Genomic DNA, 17,515 nt, shown 5'->3' on the forward strand with positions numbered 1-17,515 from the left:
GTGCGATCCACTTGTTCGCACCTTCCTTAACATTCAGTGACTTGCTGGAAAGGGTGGGAACAATGCGGGGAAGATGGGTGGCAAGCCAGCGGATCATGCTGCAACAGCCGCCAAACGCGGAAAAAAATGGCCCACCGCCAGGGTGGGCCTTGGTGGCAGGCTGCGGATCAGTGATCCTGTTCCGGCTCCGCCAGCCAGATCTGCTGATCCGGATCCGTCTCTTCGCATACCGAGATGCTGACCCCCATGTCCAGCAGCTCGTGCAGGGTGAGATTGTCCGCCAGGTTCATGGTGTCGCCGTTTTCGTTGGTAAAGCGCATGGTGTCCGTCCTCTCCTTGGTGGGATCCCTCTCAGTCTAGTCAAAGGCGCTCACTTGCGATAACCAGCAACTGCTGAGGGCACTCCCCTCCTCCAGCTCGCTCAGCCGATCGCACACCTCCTCCGGAAACAGGGTACGGGCCCATAGCCGGCGGGAGAGATCCGCCACGCTCTCCTGGGCGCCGGCGGCGAGCCAGCCGGCCAGCTCCCCCGCCACATCGGGGTAGCAGATCTGGCCCGGGGCCGTCGCATCCAGCCAGGCCCGCACCGCGTTGGCATCCAGCGCATCCATCAGCCGCGCCAGCCCCATCAGTTCCAGGGTCTTGCTGTTGGTCAGCTGCTCGAACTGGCCTCCCAGCGGCTTGACCAGCAGCTTTTTGCCAAGGGAGAGCGCCTCCGAGGCGAGCTCGAAGCCACCGTTGGTGATGACCCCGCGACAGCCTGCCAGCACCTGCTTGAACGCCTCACGGGCCTGTGGCTCGAAGCGGATATTGCGCCACTGGCTGGCACTGCGAATGGCCGGATGAAAGCAGACGAAGCGTTGCTGGTTGAAGCGCGACAACAGGGCCGCGATCGCCTCGGTCTGCTCGAACGGCAGATAGACCAGGATCTGCTGGTTGTCGGGCCCCTGGCTGATGGGATCTATGATGGGCGGCAACAGGGGCTGGCCGAAGTGAAACCAGTGCAGCCCGAGGGACTGGCGCACCGGCGCGAAATGGCGCATCAGCTGGCGGTTGAAACCGCTCTCCCCCCAGCGTGGAATGGGCCAGTCGAAGCTCGCCTGATGGCTGATGGTGAGGCTCGGCTTGTCCCAGCGGCGGGCGGCATGGGCGCTGATCGGCTCGAAATCGCTGATGACGAGGTCGTAGTCGCGACAGTCGAGCGCTCGCATGTCGCGCCAGAAGCGCAGGGGCGAGAGTCCCTTGAGGGTACGCCAGTTCGAAATGGCCCCCTCATGGCTGACGAAGGTGATGCCGGGAAAGGTGCGGTAGTCGCCGAATTCGGCCATCTCGAAGTAGCCGTCCGCAGGGCGGCCGCTGAACAGATAGTCCACCGCGAGACCACGGACCCGCAAGGCCCGCGCCAGGGTACGACTGCGACTGATGTGGCCGTTGCCGGTCCCCTGCACACCGAACAGTATCTTCATCCCTGCCCCCAGATGAGCGCCAGCAGGGCGCAACCACCGCCGAGCAGGGCGCCGGCCACCAGGTCGCTCAGATAGTGCACCCCGAGCAGCAGACGGGACGCCCCCACCAGCGCAGCCCAGACGAACAGCAACGGCGCCCAGAGCGGGAAGCTGGCCGCCAGCACGGTTGCCATCAGGAAGGCGGCAGCGGTGTGGCCAGAAGGCAAACTGTAGCGGTCGGAGGGGGTGATGAAGACCGGCAGCCCCACCGGGCGCTGGCGTTTGAGGGCATTCTTGAGCAGCAGGTAGAGCGGCAGCTCGAGGGCGAATGCCAGCAGAGCCAGCTTCACCAGCTCGCGCTCGGCGTCCCCCTGCCACCAGAGCAGGGCCGCCAGCACGGCGTAGAGCGGGCCGTCACCGGTACGGGAGATGAGCCGGCTGATCCTGGCCTGTGGCCGGTTGTAGGCGTGAAGCAGGCAGATGCGGCACACCTGCAGGTCCCATTGCTGGATCTTGTTCATAACCCCTCCTTCCCTGAAGTCTTGGAGCAGACTAGGGCGGCGGGGTGACACTTGGTTGACGTTCAAATAACAGATTTATGAAAAAAGGGCCGAATGGCCCTTTTTGCTACCAGCGTGGCAAATGATCAGTTCAGGGTGCCGCGCAGGCCGTTTTCCATCAGGCGGCAGTTGTGATCCGCCAGGCGAGCCATGAAGTGCTCATCCACGGTCAGGCCGAACACCTGCTCGTAGAGATCCTTCATCACGAAGGGCTGCCACATCATGCTGAGGAAGGAGATCTTCAGCATCTCGGGATCCAGGTTGTCACCCAGTTCACCGTTGTTCTTCATGGACTCCAGCAAGGCATCGAACTGGGACAGCTGGCGTTCCAGCAGGCGGTTCAGCACAAAATCCCGACCCGGACTCTTCTCGGTCGATAATGCGCTGGAGATGGCGGAGGTCAGCTCGCTGTTGGGCGCCATCACCTGGTAGTAGGTATTGAGCAGATCGTTGAGGCTGCGGTTGCCGGTCTCGTCGTGCCAGGCCTGGTCGAGCGGCTCGGCCACATCCCCCAGCACTGCCTTGTAGAGGCCCTCTTTGCTGCCGAAGTAGTAGTGGATCATGGCCAGATTGGAGCCAGCCAGCTCGGCGATCTCGCGGGTCGTCACCTTGCTGTAGGGGGTGTTTAGAAAACGCTCGCGAGCGGCACAGAGCAACTTGTCACGGATGTCAGAACGTCCGACCGGACGACCAGGTCTACGTTTTTCCATTTAATACCTCGAATAATTCAGCAGAAACTGACAAGTCGATCTGATTGTACAGATGATCGAGTACAGCAGGAATGACCAGATAATCGGGCAAGGGCCGAATATGGGACAAGTAAATTTGCACTCCTTTACAATCCGATTAAATAAACCAGCGAAATGAACCGGGTGCGTACGGTTGACACAGCATAAAAATCTCGATATTGGTAAAAGCGTTATCGACTGCAAGGATTGATTCATCATGCGTATTGCCGCTCCGCTACTACTAATCTCCCTAATCGCGACCTCTCGCGCGGGATCCTTGTAGCCGGGCTCAGGCATAGCCGGAATTTACAAAAACCCGTGCACCCTGCACGGGTTTTTTTATGCCAACGCAGGATGCACGTCACCGAACTTAGGAAGAGGGAAGTCACATGTCAGATCGGGTCATCATATTCGACACCACCCTGCGCGATGGTGAGCAGGCCCTGGCGGCCAGCTTGACGGTCAAGGAGAAGCTGCAGATCGCCCAGGCACTGGAGCGGCTCGGTGTCGACGTCATGGAGGTGGGGTTCCCGGTCTCCTCCCCCGGCGACTTTCAATCGGTGCAGACCATTGCACGTCACATCAAGCAGAGCCGGGTCTGTGCCCTCGCCCGCGCCCTGCCCAAGGACATAGACGCCGCCGGCGAAGCCCTGCGAGTCGCCGAAGCGTTTCGCATCCACACCTTTATCTCCACCTCCTCCATCCACGTCGAGAGCAAGCTCAAGAAGAGCTTCGAAGACGTGCTGGAGATGGGGGTCAGCGCCATCAAACATGCCCGCCGTTATACCGACGACGTGGAGTTCTCCTGTGAAGATGCGGGCCGCACCCCGATAGACAACCTGTGCCGCATGGTGGAGGCCGCCATCAAGGCCGGCGCTCGTACCATCAATATTCCCGATACCGTGGGCTACACGGTACCGACCGAGTTCTCTGGCATCATCCAGACCCTGTTCAACCGGGTACCCAACATCGATCAGGCCATCATCTCGGTCCACTGCCACGACGATCTGGGCCTCTCGGTGGCCAACTCCATCGGCGCCGTGCAGATGGGGGCCCGCCAGATCGAGTGCACCATCAACGGCATCGGCGAGCGGGCCGGCAACTGCTCGCTGGAAGAGGTGGCGATGATCCTCAAAACCCGCGCCGACCTGCTCGGGGTGCACACCAACATCCGCCATAGCGAAATTCATCGCACCAGCGCCCTGGTCAGCCAGCTCTGCAACATGCCGGTGCAGCCGAACAAGGCCATCGTCGGGGCCAACGCCTTTTCCCACAGCTCCGGCATCCACCAGGACGGCGTGCTCAAGTCGAAAAACACCTACGAAATCATCACCCCAGAGAGCATCGGCCTCACCCAGAACAACCTCAACATGACCTCCCGCTCCGGCCGCCACGTCATCAAGCACCGGATGGAGTCCATGGGCTACGCCGAGAGCAGTTACGACCTCGACGATCTCTACACCAAGTTCCTCACCCTGGCCGACAAGAAGGGGCAGGTGTTCGATTACGATCTGGAGGCGCTCGCCTTCTTCAGCCAGATCCACGAAGAGCCGGAGCACTTCAAGCTGGAGTACCTCGGCGTACAGAGCGGCAGCTCTGTGATGGCCACCGCCTCGGTGAAATTGAAGGTGGGCCAGGAGATCGTCAGCGAAGCCGCCACCGGCAACGGCCCGGTGGACGCGGTCTACCAGTGCATCAACCGCATCACCGGCTACGAGATCAGCATCGACAAGTACGAACTCAAGGGCAAGGGGGAAGGCAAGAACGCCCTCGGCCAGGTCGACATAGTCGCACAGTACAAGGGCCGCAAATTCCATGGCATGGGCCTGGCCACCGACATCATAGAGTCTTCCGCCCAGGCGTTGATCCACGTGATCAACAGCATCTGGCGCGCCGATCAGGTGGCCGAACAGATGGAACGCAACGTCGCAAAAACAGACAAGATCAATACGGAGAGCGTGTGAGTATGAGCAGTTATCGGATCGCAGTATTGCCGGGTGACGGCATTGGCCCGGAAGTGATGGCCGAGGCCGTCAAGGTGCTGGAAAAGGTGCAGGCCAAATTCGGCTTCACCCTCGACTACGAGCGCCATGACGTGGGCGGCATCGCCATCGACAACCACGGTACCCCGCTGCCCCAGAGCACCATAGCCGGTTGTGAAGCAGCCGACGCCGTGCTGTTCGGCTCGGTCGGCGGCCCCAAGTGGGAGCATCTGCCCCCCAACGATCAGCCGGAACGCGGCGCCCTGCTGCCCCTGCGCGCCCACTTCAAGCTGTTCTGCAACCTGCGTCCGGCCCGTATTTACACCGGCCTCGAGCAATTCTCCCCGCTGCGGGCCGACATCTCGGATCGCGGTTTTGACATCGCCTGCGTGCGCGAGCTGACCGGCGGCATCTACTTCGGTCAGCCCAAGGGGCGTGAAGGGGAAGGCCCCACCGAGAAGGCCTTTGACACCGAGGTGTACCATCGCTTCGAGATCGAGCGCATCGCCAAGATCGCCTTCGAGTCCGCCCGGGTACGCAAGGCCAAGGTCACCTCCATCGACAAGGCCAATGTGCTCGCCTCCTCCATCCTGTGGCGCGAAGTGGTGACACAAGTCGCCAAGTCCTATCCGGACGTGGCGCTGAATCACATGTACATCGACAATGCCACCATGCAGCTCATCAAGGATCCGTCCCAGTTCGACGTGCTGCTCTGCTCCAACCTGTTCGGTGACATCCTCTCCGACGAATGCGCCATGATCACCGGCTCCATGGGGCTGCTCCCCTCCGCCAGCCTCAACGAATCCGGTTTCGGTCTGTTCGAGCCGGCCGGTGGCTCGGCCCCGGACATCGCCGGCAAGGGCATCGCCAACCCCATCGCCCAGATCCTCTCCGCCGCCCTGATGCTGCGCTACAGCCTGGGCCAGGAAGCCGCCGCCCAGGCCATCGAGCAGGCCGTGGCCCAGACCCTGGCCGAAGGCTACTTCACCGCCGACCTGCATCAGGCCAGCGCCAAGCACCCGGTGCAGAGCACGGCCGAGATGGGCAGCCAGATCGCCGCGCGCATCTGACCCCACGGCATCGATAACAAGGAAACCGAGCAATGGCCAAGACCCTCTATCAGAAAGTATTCGACGCCCACGTGGTGCGGGAAGTGGAAGGGGAAACCCCACTCATCTACATCGACCGCCACCTGGTGCATGAAGTGACCAGCCCGCAGGCGTTCGACGGCCTGCGCGCCATGAACCGCCAGCTGCGTCGCCCGGATCTGACCTGGGCCACCATGGATCACAATGTCTCCACCACCACCAAGGACATCGCCGCCTCCGGCGAGATGGCCCGCATCCAGATGGAAACGCTGGCCCATAACTGCAAGGATTTCGGGGTTCGCCTCTACGATCTCAACCACAAGTACCAGGGGATCGTCCACGTGATGGGCCCCGAGCTCGGCATCACCCTGCCCGGCACCACCATCGTCTGCGGTGACTCCCACACTGCCACCCACGGCGCCTTCGGCTCGCTCGCATTCGGCATCGGCACCTCCGAGGTGGAGCACGTGATGGCCACCCAGACCCTGAAACAGGGCCGCGCCAAGACCATGCGCATTTCGGTCAACGGCAAACTGAGTGATGGCATCAGCGCGAAAGACGTAGTACTGGCCATTATAGGCCGGGTCGGCCACGCTGGCGGTACCGGCTACGTGGTGGAGTTCGCTGGCGAGGCCATCGAAGGGCTCACCATGGAAGGGCGCATGACGGTGTGCAACATGGCCATCGAACTCGGTGCCAAGGCCGGCATGATCGCCCCCGACCAGACCACCATCGACTACATCCGCGGCAAGGAGTTCGCCCCCAAGGGCGAGGCGCTGGAGCAGGCCATCACCTACTGGCAGAGCCTCAAGAGCGATGCCGATGCCAAATTCGATGCCGAAGTGGTGCTGGACGCCGCCGACATCGCCCCTCAGGTGACCTGGGGCACCAACCCGGGTCAGGTGATCGCCGTCAATGAACCCATTCCGGCGCCGGAATCCTTCAGCGACCTGATGGAGCAACAGTCCGCCCGCAAGGCCCTCGCCTACATGGACCTGCAGCCGGGCCAGAAGCTCTCCGACGTCGCCATCGACAAGGTGTTCATCGGTTCCTGCACCAACAGCCGCATCGAGGATCTGCGGGCCGCTGCCGCCATCGCTCGTGGCCGCAAGGTCGCCGCTGGCGTGCAGGCGCTGGTGGTGCCTGGCTCCGAACAGGTGAAGGCGCAGGCCGAAGCCGAGGGGCTCGACAAGATCTTCATCGAGGCCGGCTTTGAGTGGCGCCTGCCCGGCTGCTCCATGTGTCTGGCCATGAACAACGACCGGCTGCAACCGGGGGAGCGCTGCGCCTCCACCAGCAACCGCAACTTCGAAGGGCGTCAGGGCCGTGCCGGCCGCACCCATCTGGTGAGCCCGGCCATGGCCGCCGCCGCCGCCGTCACCGGCCGCTTCGCCGACATTCGCGCACTGTAAGAGGGAAGAGAGATGACAGGATTCAAACAACACAAAGGGATCGTCGTCCCCCTCGACAGCGCCAACGTCGACACCGACGCCATCATTCCCAAGCAGTTCCTGCAGAAGGTCAACCGCATCGGTTTTGGCAAGCACCTGTTCCACGACTGGCGCTTCCTGGACGATGCGGGGGAGCAGCCCAACCCCGAGTTCGTGCTCAACCAATCGCAGTTCGCCGGCGCCAGCATCCTGCTGGCCCGCGAGAACTTCGGCTGCGGCTCGAGCCGCGAGCACGCCCCCTGGGCGCTGGCGGACTACGGCTTCAAGACCATCATTGCCCCGAGCTTTGCCGACATCTTCTACGGCAACGCCATCAACAACGGCATGGTGCCGGTACGCCTGAAGGAGGAGGAGGTCGACGCCCTGTTCCAGCTGGTTACCGCCCAGCCGGGCATCCAGATCGAAGTGGACCTGGAAGCCAACCAGGTGCGGGCAGGTAGCCTCACGTTCGGCTTCGAGATCGATGAGTTCCGCCGTTACTGCCTGCTCAACGGGCTGGATGCCATCGGCCTGACCCTGCAGCACGAGGCCGCCATCAGCGCCTTCGAGGCGAAACAGCCGAGCTGGATTTAATCAGCCAGTTGCAAAAAACGAGTAGAATCAACAGGGAGCCTTGGCTCCCTGTTTTATTGTCAGGCCTAGGTGCACGCCATGGCCCGCCACTTCTGCATACCCGACGGGACACCTGGATGAAGATGACGCTTGCCCTCCCCCTGCTCTGCAGCCTCTGGCTGGCGCTGCCGGTCTGCGCCGGGCAGACCTATTTCAACAGCAGCGGCGGTCAGCTCAACGTCGGCTGGCAGGAGAAGGACGGCAAGGCGCAACAACTCACCTATCGGCTGGAGGCAGGCAAGCTGCCGCCGCTTATCGCCTATCGGTCGGCCCGCATGCAGGAGGACGTGCTGCAGAGTCTGCTGCAGCAGGGAGTGATCGAGTTCCCCACCGTGCAGTTCTCCCTCTCCCGCCCCGAGATGGAGCTCAGGCTCAAGGGCCGTCAGCCCGAACAGGTCGCCAAAGCCATGAGCTGGCTCACCCAGCAGCGCGACAAGCAGGAGGCAGAGTGGCTCAAGCTGCACTACTTTCAGCCGTTCACCGCCCCCGACGGTGCCGCCGCCATCAAGCAGGATCACGTGCGCATCGCCCTGGAGAGCCGCAGCGAACTGGCACCGCTGGCCGAACAGCTCAAGCAGCAGGGCAGTACCGAGACCGAGGCGCGCCAGAAGACCACGGCCCACATGCTCGACTTCATTCAGGCCATCCCCTATCAACTGCTCGACAGCCAGTCGGGCCGCCAGGGCAAGGGCTTTCTCAGCCCGCGCCAGGTACTGGAGCAAAACCAGGGCGACTGCGACAGCAAGGTAACCCTGATGGCCGCCATGCTGGCCCAGCTCTTTCCCGAACTGAAACAGGCCATGGTGTTCGTGCCGGGTCACGCCCTTCTGGGAGTGGCGCTGCCGGCCAAGCCGGGCGAGGCCACCTTGAGCTGGGAAGGGGAAACCTACCTGTTGATGGAGCCCACCGGCCCGGCCCAGCTGGCGATGGGCCAGCTGGCGCCGACCAGCAAGACCTTCATCGACAGCAAGCAGCTCAGCGTGCAGCCGGTTCGCGCCGACAAATAGGTGGTAGAACGTCTAAACACCAAAATGAAAGCGACCAGCGCAAGCTGGCCGAGAGAAGCTGGGAGATGGGTAGATCAGGCGAGAGACTGGAACTCGATGGCCAGCAAGAGCCCGTCCTCCTCTTCCAGCACCCTGATGATGCGGGCCTGCGCCTCGAAGGGGGGCAACAGGTTGTTGTTGGTGGCCAGGCTCACCCGGATGGGCTGGGTCGTATCGAGCTGGTGCTCCGGCACCGAGATGCCCATGCCATTGGCGCTGAGATCCCGGCAGACCCCCTCCAGTACCTGCTGCTGCTGGAAGATGGTGACGGGAGCATTGATTATCATGCGCTGGAAGGCGCGTCTTTCCTTGGTGCTGGTGATCACGCAAACATCCTCTGTTGAGCTGATCCGTCTCGCTGGCCCGCAGAAACAATTGTGCTGGCCTCCCCCCAAGAACGTTAATACAATGCGGTGCGTTTCTCAAACGGGGTGCGGTCTACCGCTGAGATTATACCCGTGAACCTGATCCAGATAATGCTGGCGGAGGAATTTGAGGCATGGCGCTCGTTTTTGCGCCCTCATCCGCTGGCACCTCATTGCTAAAGGGAGTGCCACCCATGAAAACCCTGCTGCTGGTCGCCACCGGCCTGCTCTCCGCTCAGGCCTTTGCGGCGGATACCCTCACCGTCTACACCTACAACTCCTTCACTGCAGAGTGGGGACCCGGTCCCAAGATCAAGCAGGCCTTCGAGAAGGAGTGCGGCTGCACCCTCAAGCTGGTGCCGCTCGAAGATGGCGTGGCCATCCTCAACCGGTTGCGACTGGAGGGCAAACACAGCAAGGCCGACCTGGTGCTGGGGCTGGACGATGCCCTCGTCAGTGAAGCCAAGCAGAGCGGCCTGTTCGCCCCTCACGCCACCAAACTGGATGGCCTCAAGGTGCCCGGCGGCTGGCAGGATGACACCTTCGTCCCCTACGACTACGGCTACTTCGCCTTCGTCTACGACAAGGAGAAGCTCAAGCAGCCCCCCAAGAGCCTGAAAGAGCTGGTGGCGCGGCCCGACCTCAAGATCATCTATCAGGATCCCCGCACCTCCACCCCAGGCCAGGGGCTGATGTTGTGGATGAAGTCGGTCTACGGTGACCAGGCTCCCGCCGCCTGGGCGCAGCTGGCCAAAAAGACGGTCACCGTCACCAAGGGGTGGTCAGAGGCCTACGGCATGTTCCTCGATGGCGAGGCGGACATGGTGCTCTCCTACACCAGCTCCCCGGCCTACCACCTGATTGCCGAGCACAAGCCCCAATATCAGGCGGCGGCGTTTGAAGAGGGGCACTACCGCCAGGTGGAGGTGGCCGCCAAGCTGGCCGGCGCCACCCAGGGCAAGCTGGCGGACCAGTTCCTGCAGTTCATGATAAGCCCCGCTTTCCAGAACGAGATGGCGACCGGCAACTGGATGTATCCGGTGATCGACACACCGCTGCCCAAGGGCTTCGAGCAGATGATCACCGTAGCTAAGCCGCTCGCCTTCAGCTCTGACCAGGTGGCCGCCAATCGCAAGGGCTGGATCCGCGAGTGGCTGCAAGCCGTTACCCAGTGAGCCGTCTCTTCGTGAAACCTGGGGCGCGTCTGCTCTGGTGGCTGCCGGGCAGTGCCGCCACCAGCCTGATCCTGCTGTTGTCGCTGGGGCCGTTGGCAGCCCTGTTGTGGCAGGCCGGGGGGCTAGCCCCCCGAACCCTGCTGGCCGACCCCTACCTGCGCCACGTGCTGGGCTTCAGCCTCTGGCAGGCGCTGCTCTCCACCCTGCTGAGCCTGGGGCTGGCCATTCCGGTGGCGCGCGCCCTGGCACGGCGTCGTTTTCCGGGGCGAACGCTGCTCATCAAGCTGTTCGGCCTCTCGCTGGTGCTGCCGGTCATCATCGCCATCTTCGGCATCGTCGCGGTGCACGGCAAACAGGGCTGGTTGCCGCAACTGCTGCACTGGCTCGGGCTCGCCCCCGGCAACTACCTCTACGGCCTGTTCGGCATCCTGCTGGCCCACGTCTTCTTCAACATGCCGCTGGCCGCACGTCTCTTGCTGCAGAGCATAGAGGGCATCCCCGAATCAAGCTGGCGCCTCGCCAGCCAGCTCGGCATGCGCTCATCCCACATCTTCCGGCTGCTGGAGTGGCCGCTGATCCGGGCCCAGCTGCCGGGCCTGGCCAGCCTCATCTTCATGCTCTGCTTCACCAGCTTCGCCACCGTGTTGGCGCTGGGGGGCGGCCCCAAATCCACTACATTGGAGGTGGCCGTCTATCAGGCGCTGCGCTTTGACTTCGATCTCGCCACCGCCGGCGGACTGGCGCTGGTGCAGCTCATCCTGACCGCCGCTCTGCTGATGTTGCAGCACAAGCTGCAGAGCAGCCCGGCCAGCCGGATCACCGCTCATCGCCCCTGTCTGCGGCCGGACCGCCATCAGCCGGGCAGCACCCTGGTGGATGCCATTGCCCTCGCCATTGGGCTGGCGGTATTCCTGCCCCCCTTGCTGGCCATCGTGGTGGCCGGCCTCAACCCTGGTCTGCCGGATGCACTGGCCTCAGGCAAGCTGTGGCTGGCCAGCGGCCAGTCGCTATTGATTGCGCTGGCGGCGGGCAGTCTGGCGACCCTGCTCGGCAGCGCGCTGCTGCTCACCAGCCGCCATCTGCGGGTTAGGGAGCACAAGCGACGGGCCGCCGCCCTGTGGGAGACCAGTGGCTCGGTGATCCTGATGATCCCGGCGGTAGTACTCTCCACCGGCCTGTTCATCCTGTTCATGCCGTTTGCCGATGTCTTTGCCCTCGGCCCCTGGCTGGTGGTGCTGGTCAACGCCCTGATGGCGCTGCCCTATGTGCTGCGCACCCTCTCCGCCCCCATGCAGCTGGTGGTGCGCCAGTACGACCGGCTGGCCGACAGCCTGGGGGTACACGGCCTGCATCGCCTGCGACTGGTGGAGTGGCCCCTGTTACGCCGTCCGCTGGGTCAGGCGGCGGCGCTAGCCATGATCTTGTCGCTCGGCGATCTCGGTGCCATCGCCATGTTCGGCAGCCAGGAGCTCACCACCCTGCCCTGGCTGCTCTATCAGCAGCTCGGCAGCTACCGGCTGACCGAGGCGGCCGCCACCGCCCTGCTGCTGCTCACCCTCTGCTTCTCCCTGTTCTGGCTGGTAGAGCGGGGGCTTGGAGGAAAACATGCCGACCATTGAGAGACAAAAGACCCGGCGCTACCGTCTCGGCGGTTGTGCTGGCCGCTCAAACGCCCCCTTGAGAGGAAAACATGCTGAACATTGATGAGCTGGTGACCAGCTACCCGGACTGGCGCGTCAGCTTCAGCGCCACCCTGCCCAAGGGGGAGATCACCGCGCTGATCGGTCCGAGCGGGGCAGGCAAGTCGACCCTGCTCGGCATGATCGCCGGTTTCGTGCCGATAGAATCCGGCACCCTCAGCTTCGATGGTGAAGATCTGCTGCCGCTGGGCCCGGCCGCACGGCCGGTCACCACCCTGTTTCAGGATCACAACCTGTTCCTGCACCTGTCGGTATTCGACAACATCGCCATCGGCTTGCACCCCGGCCTGCGCCTGAACGCCGCTCAGCGGGCTCAGGTGAAGGATGCCGCGAACCGGGTCGGCCTCGGCGAGATGCTCACGCGGCTGCCGGAGCAGCTCTCCGGCGGCCAGCAACAGCGGGTGGGGCTGGCCCGCGCCCTGGTGCGGGGCAAGCCGCTGCTGCTGCTGGATGAGCCCTTCTCGGCGCTCGATCCGGCCCTGCGCCGGGAGATGCTGGCGGAGGTGGCCAGGCTCGCCTGCGAGCAGGACATCACGGTACTGATGGTCTCTCACAACCCGGAGGATGCCCAGCTCATCGCCGATCAGGTATTGTTCATCGACGAGGGGCGCATCGCCCTGCAGGGTACGCCGGACATCCTGCACAACAGCGATCACCCCGGGCTGCTGCGCTACCTTGGCCGCGCGCTAGCGCCATAGTGAATGGCTAACAAGCTGATGGTCTCCCACCCACTATCAGGCCGGAGGATGCCCTGCAGGGTACGCCGGACATCCTGCACAACAGCGACCCCCCCGGGCTGCTGCGCTACCTTGGCCACACAAATAAACAGTGACCGGCAACCGGATCAAAAAAGGGGAAGCCGGTCGGCTTCCCCTTTTCATATGAGGATGGATAGTCAGATCAGAGGTTTTCCTCGGCGAAGGAGGCGAGCTTGCTGCGCACCACCCCGTTCAGGAAGATGTTGGCACTGCCATCGAAGTCCTTGAAACGCTCGACTATGTAGGTCAAACCCGAGGTCACCGGACTCAGGTAGTTGGAGTCGATCTGGGCCAGGTTGCCGGAGCAGACGATCTTGGTGCCCTCGCCGCAGCGGGTGATGATGGTCTTGATCTGGGATGCAGTCAGGTTCTGGCACTCATCCAGCAGCACGAAGGTGTTCTGGATGCTGCGCCCGCGCATGAAGTTGACCGATTTGAACTGGATGTTGGCCTTCTCCATGATGTAGCTCAGCGACCCGCTCATGTTCTCGTCCTGCTTGTGCAGCACCTCCAGGGTGTCGGTGACCGCAGCCAGCCAGGGCATCATCTTCTCTTCTTCGGTGCCGGGCAGGAAGCCGATGCTCTCGGCAATTTCCGGGGTATTTCGAGTGACGATCACCTTCTCGTAGATCCCCTTCTCGATCACCAGCTCCAGGGCGGCAGCCATGGCCAGCAGGGTCTTGCCGCAGCCCGCCGGGCCGGTCAGGATCACCAGATCGATGTGCGGGTCGAGCAGCGCATCCAGCGCCATGCCCTGATAGACGTTCTTGGGATGCACCCCCCACGCCTTGCGAGACATCAGCCGCTCGCGCCCCAGATCCTTGATGCGTATCTTTTGGTTGTCGTGGCTGAGTACCCGGGCGGCAAAGAAGTTCTCTTCATCGATCAGGTACTGGTTGACGTGCACCCCCTCCAACAGCTTGGCATCGATGAGGTGGACGGTATCGCGGCCATGGGTCTCGCTGTCGCACTCGCCGACCCGCTCCCAGAAGCTGCCTGGGACCGTCTGGAAGCCCTTGGCGAGCAGCCGGATATCGTCAATCAGCTGGTCGCTGCGGTAATCCTCGACGTGGGCAAGCCCGGCGCCCTTGGCCTTGAGACGCATGTTGATGTCTTTGGTAACCAGCACCACCTGCCGCTTCAGCTCATGCTTTTGCAGGTAAAGAGCCGCGTTGATGATGCGGTTGTCGGCCTCCTTGTCGGTGAACACCTCGGCATCCTGGGGCAGATGGTGGTCGCTGAAAATGGAGATAAGGCCGCTCGCCTCGCCGGCCAGCGCCACCCCCTGCACTATCTGCTCGGGTGTCGCGTCGCGGAACACGTCCTCCAGCGCCCGGATTGCGATGCGCGCATCACGGCTGACGTCCTTGTGGCGATCCTTGATGTTGTCTAGCTCTTCCAGCACCGTCATGGGGATGAGCACGTCGTGCTCTTTGAAGGAGTAGATGGCGAGGGGTTCGTGAAGCAGAACGTTGGTATCCAGGATAAACAGCTTTCGGTCCGTATTGTCCATAAGCATCCTCCTTGGCACTGAAGGTGCCACGTGTGTGAATCTCAGATGTCATTGAAACCACACGGCCGTGACAGTTTTATTACCCCCAACGCTACGCCCGATTTTACCATCACGCAACAAATCACTTGGGCACCCCGCGTGTTTGCGCAGAAAAACAGCAGTAGCCCTTTGCCGACACTCCAGGGCTCAGCCGCACTTGGAGTCGCCGCAGTTAAGGCAGGTCATGCAGCCATCTTTCTGCACCAGCGCCTTGCTGTGGCACTTGTAGCAGAGCGCCGCACCGGGGGGAAAACCGCCCTCAACCTGCAGCTCATCGGCTTCTTGCACGGCTTGAAGCTCCGCCTGCTTGCCGGCCAGAAACGCCTGCTGGTGCTCATCCAGCCCGGCCACCTTGAGCATGCCAATCTCGGTGAGGTGGGTCTCGATCACGTTGCCAATTTCGGCGATAAGGGACGGTACGTACTTGCCCTTGTTCCAGTAGCCGCCCTTGGGATCGAACACGGAGCGCAGCTCCTCCACCAGAAAAGTGACATCCCCCCCCTTGCGAAACACCGCCGAGATGATGCGGGTCAGCGCCACGATCCACTGGTAGTGTTCCAGGCTCTTGGAGTTGATGAAGATCTCGAATGGCCGGCGCGTCTCGTGCACCGTCCCCTCATTGAGCACTATGTCGTTGATGGTGATGAACAGCGAATGCTCGGAGACATGCTCCGGCGTCTTCAGCTTGTAGGTGGTCCCCATCAGCCGCTCCGGCCGCAGCACGGTCTCGTGCATCTGTACCACGGCATCCTGCCGGGCTGGCTCTGCTTGCGGCTCATCCCGGGTTTTCACCTGGTAGGCGACGATCTTCCCATCGATCTTCTTGACCATGAACTCGTCCTCAAAATTTGCCGTAATAGCCTTCTTTCAAGGCATCGTAGAGGTTGGCGGCGGTATGCAGCTCACCATCGTACTCGATCTCCTCATTCCCTTTCGCCGTGACGACGGAGCCATCTTCCAGGGTGAACTCGTACTGAGTCTTCTCCAGACCCTGCTCCTTCACCAGCACGCCCTGGAAGGCTGCCGGATTGAATCGGAAGGTGGTGCAGCCCTTGAGTCCCGAATCCGAGGCGTAGAGGTAGATGTCCTTGAACTGTTCGAACGGAAAGTCGGTCGGCACGTTGGCGGTCTTGGAGATGGATGAGTCGATCCAGCGCTGGGCTGCCGCCTGAATGTCCACATGCTGCGCCGGCGTGATGTCGTCGGCAGTGATGAAGTAATCCGGCAGCCGGGTCGCCTCATCCTCGGCATAGGGCATGGCGGCCGGATTGACCAGCTCGCGATAGGCAAGCAACTCGTAGGAGTAGACATCCACGCTCTCCTTGCTCTTCTTGCCCGGCTTGATGACGTTGCGGCCGTAGTGATGGGCAAAGCTCGGCTCGATGCCGTTGCTGGCGTTGTTGGCGAGCGAGAGCGAGATGGTTCCGGTCGGTGCTATGCTGCTGTGGTGGGTGAAACGCCCCCCCACTTCGGCCAGCTCGGCAACCAGGGCGGGATCCACCTCGGCCACCTGCTGCATGTAGCGGCTGTAGCGCGCGTGCAGCACCTTGCCCTTTACCTTGTCGCCCGGCTTGATGCCATCCGCCGCCATCTCGGGGCGCAGTCGTAGCAGCTTGCCGGTCACGTCGAACTCCTGCTCCATGATGGGCGCCGGGCCCTTCTCCTTCGCCAAGGCCAGGGACTCGCGCCAGCCGGTCATGGCCAATTCCTGGGAGACCTGCTCGGTAAAGGCGACGGCGGCGGCAGAGCCGTATTTTATCCGCAGCATGGTGAGCGCCGAGCCGAGGCCGAGGAAACCCATGCCATGACGGCGTTTGCTCATAATTTCTTCGCGCTGCTTGGCCAGCGGTAGCTGGTTGATCGCCACCACGTTGTCGAGCATCCGGGTGAAGATGGCCACCACCTTGCGAAACGCGGGCCAGTCGAAGGCGGCCTGTTCGGTGAAGGGGTCGCGCACGAAGGCGGTCAGGTTGACGGATCCCAGCAGGCAGGCCCCATAGGGAGGCAGAGGTTGCTCGCCACAGGGGTTGGTGGCGCGGATCGCCTCGCAGAACCAGTTGTTGTTCATCTCGTTGACCTTGTCGATCAGGATGAAACCGGGCTCCGCGTAGTCGTAGGTGGAAGTCATGATGACGTTCCAGAGCCTGCGGGCTGGCAGGGTCTTGTAGACCTTGCAGGCGACCTGCCCCAGCTCGTTGAACACCACCCCTTCCCTGTTCGGCCAGTCGGCCCACAGCACTTGGGCGGGATCATCCAGCGCAATGCCGTCCTGCTCCACCTCTCTGGCGGTGTAGGGGAAGATAAGCTGCCAGGGGGCATCCTCTTTTACCGCCTTGACGAACTCTTCGGTGATGAGCAGGGAGAGGTTGAACTGGCGTAGGCGGCCATCCTCCCGCTTGGCCTGGATAAACTCGGCCACATCGGGGTGACGAATATCCATGGTGCCCATCTGGGCGCCACGACGCCCTCCCGCCGACGAGATGGTGAAACACATCTTGTCGTAGATATCCATGAAGGAGAGCGGGCCAGAGGTATGGGCCCCTGCGCCGGAAACGAAGGCCCCGCGCGGACGCAGGGTTGAAAAATCATAGCCGATGCCGCAACCGGCCTTCAGGGTCAGCCCAGCCTCGTGCACCTTGCCGAGGATATCGTCCATCGAATCCTCGATGGTGCCGGAAACGGTGCAGTTGATGGTGGAGGTAGCCGGCTTGTGCTCAAATGCGCCGGCATTGGAAATGATGCGGCCAGCAGGAATGGCACCATGGCGCAGGGTCCACAGGAAGGGCTCATACCAGGCATCAGGGTCATGCTCCTGCGCAGCCAGCGCCCGGGCAACCCGCTGGTAGGTGTCATCGATGGCACCATCGATGGGAGTACCATCCTTGCTCTTGAGCCGATACTTGCTGTCCCAGATCTCGAGGGAAGTCTCCTGCAGAGGAATACGACGAGAGCCGCTCTCACTCTCTCGCACCGGATGTGATTTAGCCATGTTCAATCAACCTCCTGGATATGCCGCGACCTCATGACAGTAACAGTCATAACTACATATAGAC

General features: G+C 62.4%; 16 protein-coding genes and 1 riboswitch. Of the genes, 8 read left to right on the forward strand and 8 right to left on the reverse strand.

The features are described from left to right. Positions 1-167: 167 nt before the first annotated feature. The 4 genes from CAK78_RS22180 to CAK78_RS22195 form a co-directional block, all read right to left on the reverse strand. Positions 168-320 (reverse strand): hypothetical protein, encoded by a 153-nt coding sequence (locus tag CAK78_RS22180; protein ID WP_005304348.1) that lies wholly within the window; start codon positions 318-320, stop codon positions 168-170. A gap of 36 nt (positions 321-356) precedes the next feature. Further along, positions 357-1,466 carry an MJ1255/VC2487 family glycosyltransferase gene (locus CAK78_RS22185; protein WP_094698731.1) on the reverse strand — a complete coding sequence of 370 codons (1,110 nt, stop codon included), beginning with the start codon at positions 1,464-1,466 and terminating at the stop codon, positions 357-359. Next, positions 1,463-1,966, reverse strand: coding sequence for a phosphatase PAP2 family protein (locus tag CAK78_RS22190; protein ID WP_094698732.1), 504 nt, complete (start codon positions 1,964-1,966; stop codon positions 1,463-1,465). The genes CAK78_RS22185 and CAK78_RS22190 overlap by 4 nt, the downstream gene beginning before the upstream one ends. 125 nt (positions 1,967-2,091) lie before the next feature. Further along, on the reverse strand, positions 2,092-2,715 hold the full coding sequence (locus CAK78_RS22195) for a TetR/AcrR family transcriptional regulator (RefSeq protein ID WP_094698733.1): 624 nt from the start codon (positions 2,713-2,715) through the stop codon (positions 2,092-2,094). A 407-nt stretch (positions 2,716-3,122) separates the two neighbouring features. Here CAK78_RS22195 and leuA point away from each other — a divergent pair, with 407 nt between their 5' ends. The 5 genes from leuA (at position 3,123) to CAK78_RS22220 (ending at position 8,873) form a co-directional block, all read left to right on the forward strand. After that, complete coding sequence (gene leuA, locus CAK78_RS22200; RefSeq protein WP_094698734.1) at positions 3,123-4,697, forward strand: 2-isopropylmalate synthase; 1,575 nt, start codon at positions 3,123-3,125, stop codon at positions 4,695-4,697. Positions 4,698-4,699: 2 nt separating this feature from the next. Continuing rightward, positions 4,700-5,785 (forward strand): 3-isopropylmalate dehydrogenase, encoded by a 1,086-nt coding sequence (leuB, locus tag CAK78_RS22205; RefSeq protein ID WP_017763825.1) that lies wholly within the window; start codon positions 4,700-4,702, stop codon positions 5,783-5,785. 32 nt (positions 5,786-5,817) lie between these two features. Further along, positions 5,818-7,215 carry a 3-isopropylmalate dehydratase large subunit gene (gene leuC, locus CAK78_RS22210; RefSeq protein WP_094698735.1) on the forward strand — a complete coding sequence of 466 codons (1,398 nt, stop codon included), beginning with the start codon at positions 5,818-5,820 and terminating at the stop codon, positions 7,213-7,215. Between the two features lie 12 nt (positions 7,216-7,227). After that, a complete protein-coding gene (gene leuD / locus CAK78_RS22215; RefSeq protein ID WP_094698736.1) occupies positions 7,228-7,827 on the forward strand; it encodes a 3-isopropylmalate dehydratase small subunit in 600 nt (199 codons plus the stop codon). Between the two features lie 116 nt (positions 7,828-7,943). Continuing rightward, on the forward strand, positions 7,944-8,873 hold the full coding sequence (locus CAK78_RS22220; protein ID WP_094698737.1) for a hypothetical protein: 930 nt from the start codon (positions 7,944-7,946) through the stop codon (positions 8,871-8,873). 74 nt (positions 8,874-8,947) lie between these two features. Here the strand turns inward: CAK78_RS22220 and CAK78_RS22225 are convergent, their stop codons facing one another. Continuing rightward, entirely contained in the window at positions 8,948-9,238 is a 291-nt protein-coding gene (locus tag CAK78_RS22225) for a PilZ domain-containing protein (protein ID WP_005304376.1), read from the reverse strand. A 91-nt stretch (positions 9,239-9,329) separates the two neighbouring features. Beyond that, positions 9,330-9,420, forward strand: a riboswitch (TPP riboswitch). Positions 9,421-9,471: 51 nt separating this feature from the next. On the opposite strand from CAK78_RS22225, the gene thiB reads away from it, so the two are divergent. The 3 genes from thiB (at position 9,472) to thiQ (ending at position 12,850) form a co-directional block, all read left to right on the forward strand. Continuing rightward, positions 9,472-10,452 (forward strand): thiamine ABC transporter substrate binding subunit, encoded by a 981-nt coding sequence (gene thiB, locus CAK78_RS22230; RefSeq protein ID WP_094698738.1) that lies wholly within the window; start codon positions 9,472-9,474, stop codon positions 10,450-10,452. Then, positions 10,449-12,071, forward strand: coding sequence for a thiamine/thiamine pyrophosphate ABC transporter permease (gene thiP / locus CAK78_RS22235; protein WP_094698739.1), 1,623 nt, complete (start codon positions 10,449-10,451; stop codon positions 12,069-12,071). Before thiB ends, thiP begins: the two co-directional genes overlap by 4 nt. Before the next feature lie 71 nt (positions 12,072-12,142). Then, positions 12,143-12,850: a thiamine ABC transporter ATP-binding protein gene (thiQ, locus tag CAK78_RS22240; protein ID WP_094698740.1), complete on the forward strand. Its 708-nt coding sequence runs from the start codon at positions 12,143-12,145 to the stop codon at positions 12,848-12,850. Between the two features lie 202 nt (positions 12,851-13,052). Here the strand turns inward: thiQ and CAK78_RS22245 are convergent, their stop codons facing one another. From CAK78_RS22245 to CAK78_RS22255, 3 genes are all read right to left on the reverse strand, one after another. Then, positions 13,053-14,423 carry a PhoH family protein gene (locus tag CAK78_RS22245; protein ID WP_094698741.1) on the reverse strand — a complete coding sequence of 457 codons (1,371 nt, stop codon included), beginning with the start codon at positions 14,421-14,423 and terminating at the stop codon, positions 13,053-13,055. A gap of 186 nt (positions 14,424-14,609) precedes the next feature. Further along, positions 14,610-15,293 carry a TSCPD domain-containing protein gene (locus CAK78_RS22250; RefSeq protein WP_094698742.1) on the reverse strand — a complete coding sequence of 228 codons (684 nt, stop codon included), beginning with the start codon at positions 15,291-15,293 and terminating at the stop codon, positions 14,610-14,612. Positions 15,294-15,303: 10 nt separating this feature from the next. Continuing rightward, on the reverse strand, positions 15,304-17,451 hold the full coding sequence (locus CAK78_RS22255) for an adenosylcobalamin-dependent ribonucleoside-diphosphate reductase (RefSeq protein WP_094698743.1): 2,148 nt from the start codon (positions 17,449-17,451) through the stop codon (positions 15,304-15,306). Positions 17,452-17,515: the final 64 nt, after the last annotated feature.

Origin of the sequence: Aeromonas sp. A35_P (assembly GCF_002259925.1) — a bacterium.
GTDB classification, from domain to species: Bacteria; Pseudomonadota; Gammaproteobacteria; order Enterobacterales; family Aeromonadaceae; genus Aeromonas; species Aeromonas dhakensis.

Excerpts from the sequence above, each read along its gene's own strand:
- thiQ (WP_094698740.1), top strand. The coding sequence starts at position 12,143 with ATGCTGAACATTGATGAGCTGGTGACCAGCTACCCGGACTGGCGCGTC.
- CAK78_RS22250 (WP_094698742.1), bottom strand. The coding sequence starts at position 15,293 with ATGGTCAAGAAGATCGATGGGAAGATCGTCGCCTACCAGGTGAAAACC.
- leuD (WP_094698736.1), top strand. The coding sequence starts at position 7,228 with ATGACAGGATTCAAACAACACAAAGGGATCGTCGTCCCCCTCGACAGC.
- CAK78_RS22245 (WP_094698741.1), bottom strand. The coding sequence starts at position 14,423 with ATGGACAATACGGACCGAAAGCTGTTTATCCTGGATACCAACGTTCTG.
- CAK78_RS22220 (WP_094698737.1), top strand. The coding sequence starts at position 7,944 with ATGAAGATGACGCTTGCCCTCCCCCTGCTCTGCAGCCTCTGGCTGGCG.
- leuC (WP_094698735.1), top strand. The coding sequence starts at position 5,818 with ATGGCCAAGACCCTCTATCAGAAAGTATTCGACGCCCACGTGGTGCGG.
- CAK78_RS22180 (WP_005304348.1), bottom strand. The coding sequence starts at position 320 with ATGCGCTTTACCAACGAAAACGGCGACACCATGAACCTGGCGGACAAT.
- CAK78_RS22195 (WP_094698733.1), bottom strand. The coding sequence starts at position 2,715 with ATGGAAAAACGTAGACCTGGTCGTCCGGTCGGACGTTCTGACATCCGT.
- thiB (WP_094698738.1), top strand. The coding sequence starts at position 9,472 with ATGAAAACCCTGCTGCTGGTCGCCACCGGCCTGCTCTCCGCTCAGGCC.
- leuA (WP_094698734.1), top strand. The coding sequence starts at position 3,123 with ATGTCAGATCGGGTCATCATATTCGACACCACCCTGCGCGATGGTGAG.
- CAK78_RS22190 (WP_094698732.1), bottom strand. The coding sequence starts at position 1,966 with ATGAACAAGATCCAGCAATGGGACCTGCAGGTGTGCCGCATCTGCCTG.
- leuB (WP_017763825.1), top strand. The coding sequence starts at position 4,700 with ATGAGCAGTTATCGGATCGCAGTATTGCCGGGTGACGGCATTGGCCCG.
- CAK78_RS22255 (WP_094698743.1), bottom strand. The coding sequence starts at position 17,451 with ATGGCTAAATCACATCCGGTGCGAGAGAGTGAGAGCGGCTCTCGTCGT.
- CAK78_RS22185 (WP_094698731.1), bottom strand. The coding sequence starts at position 1,466 with ATGAAGATACTGTTCGGTGTGCAGGGGACCGGCAACGGCCACATCAGT.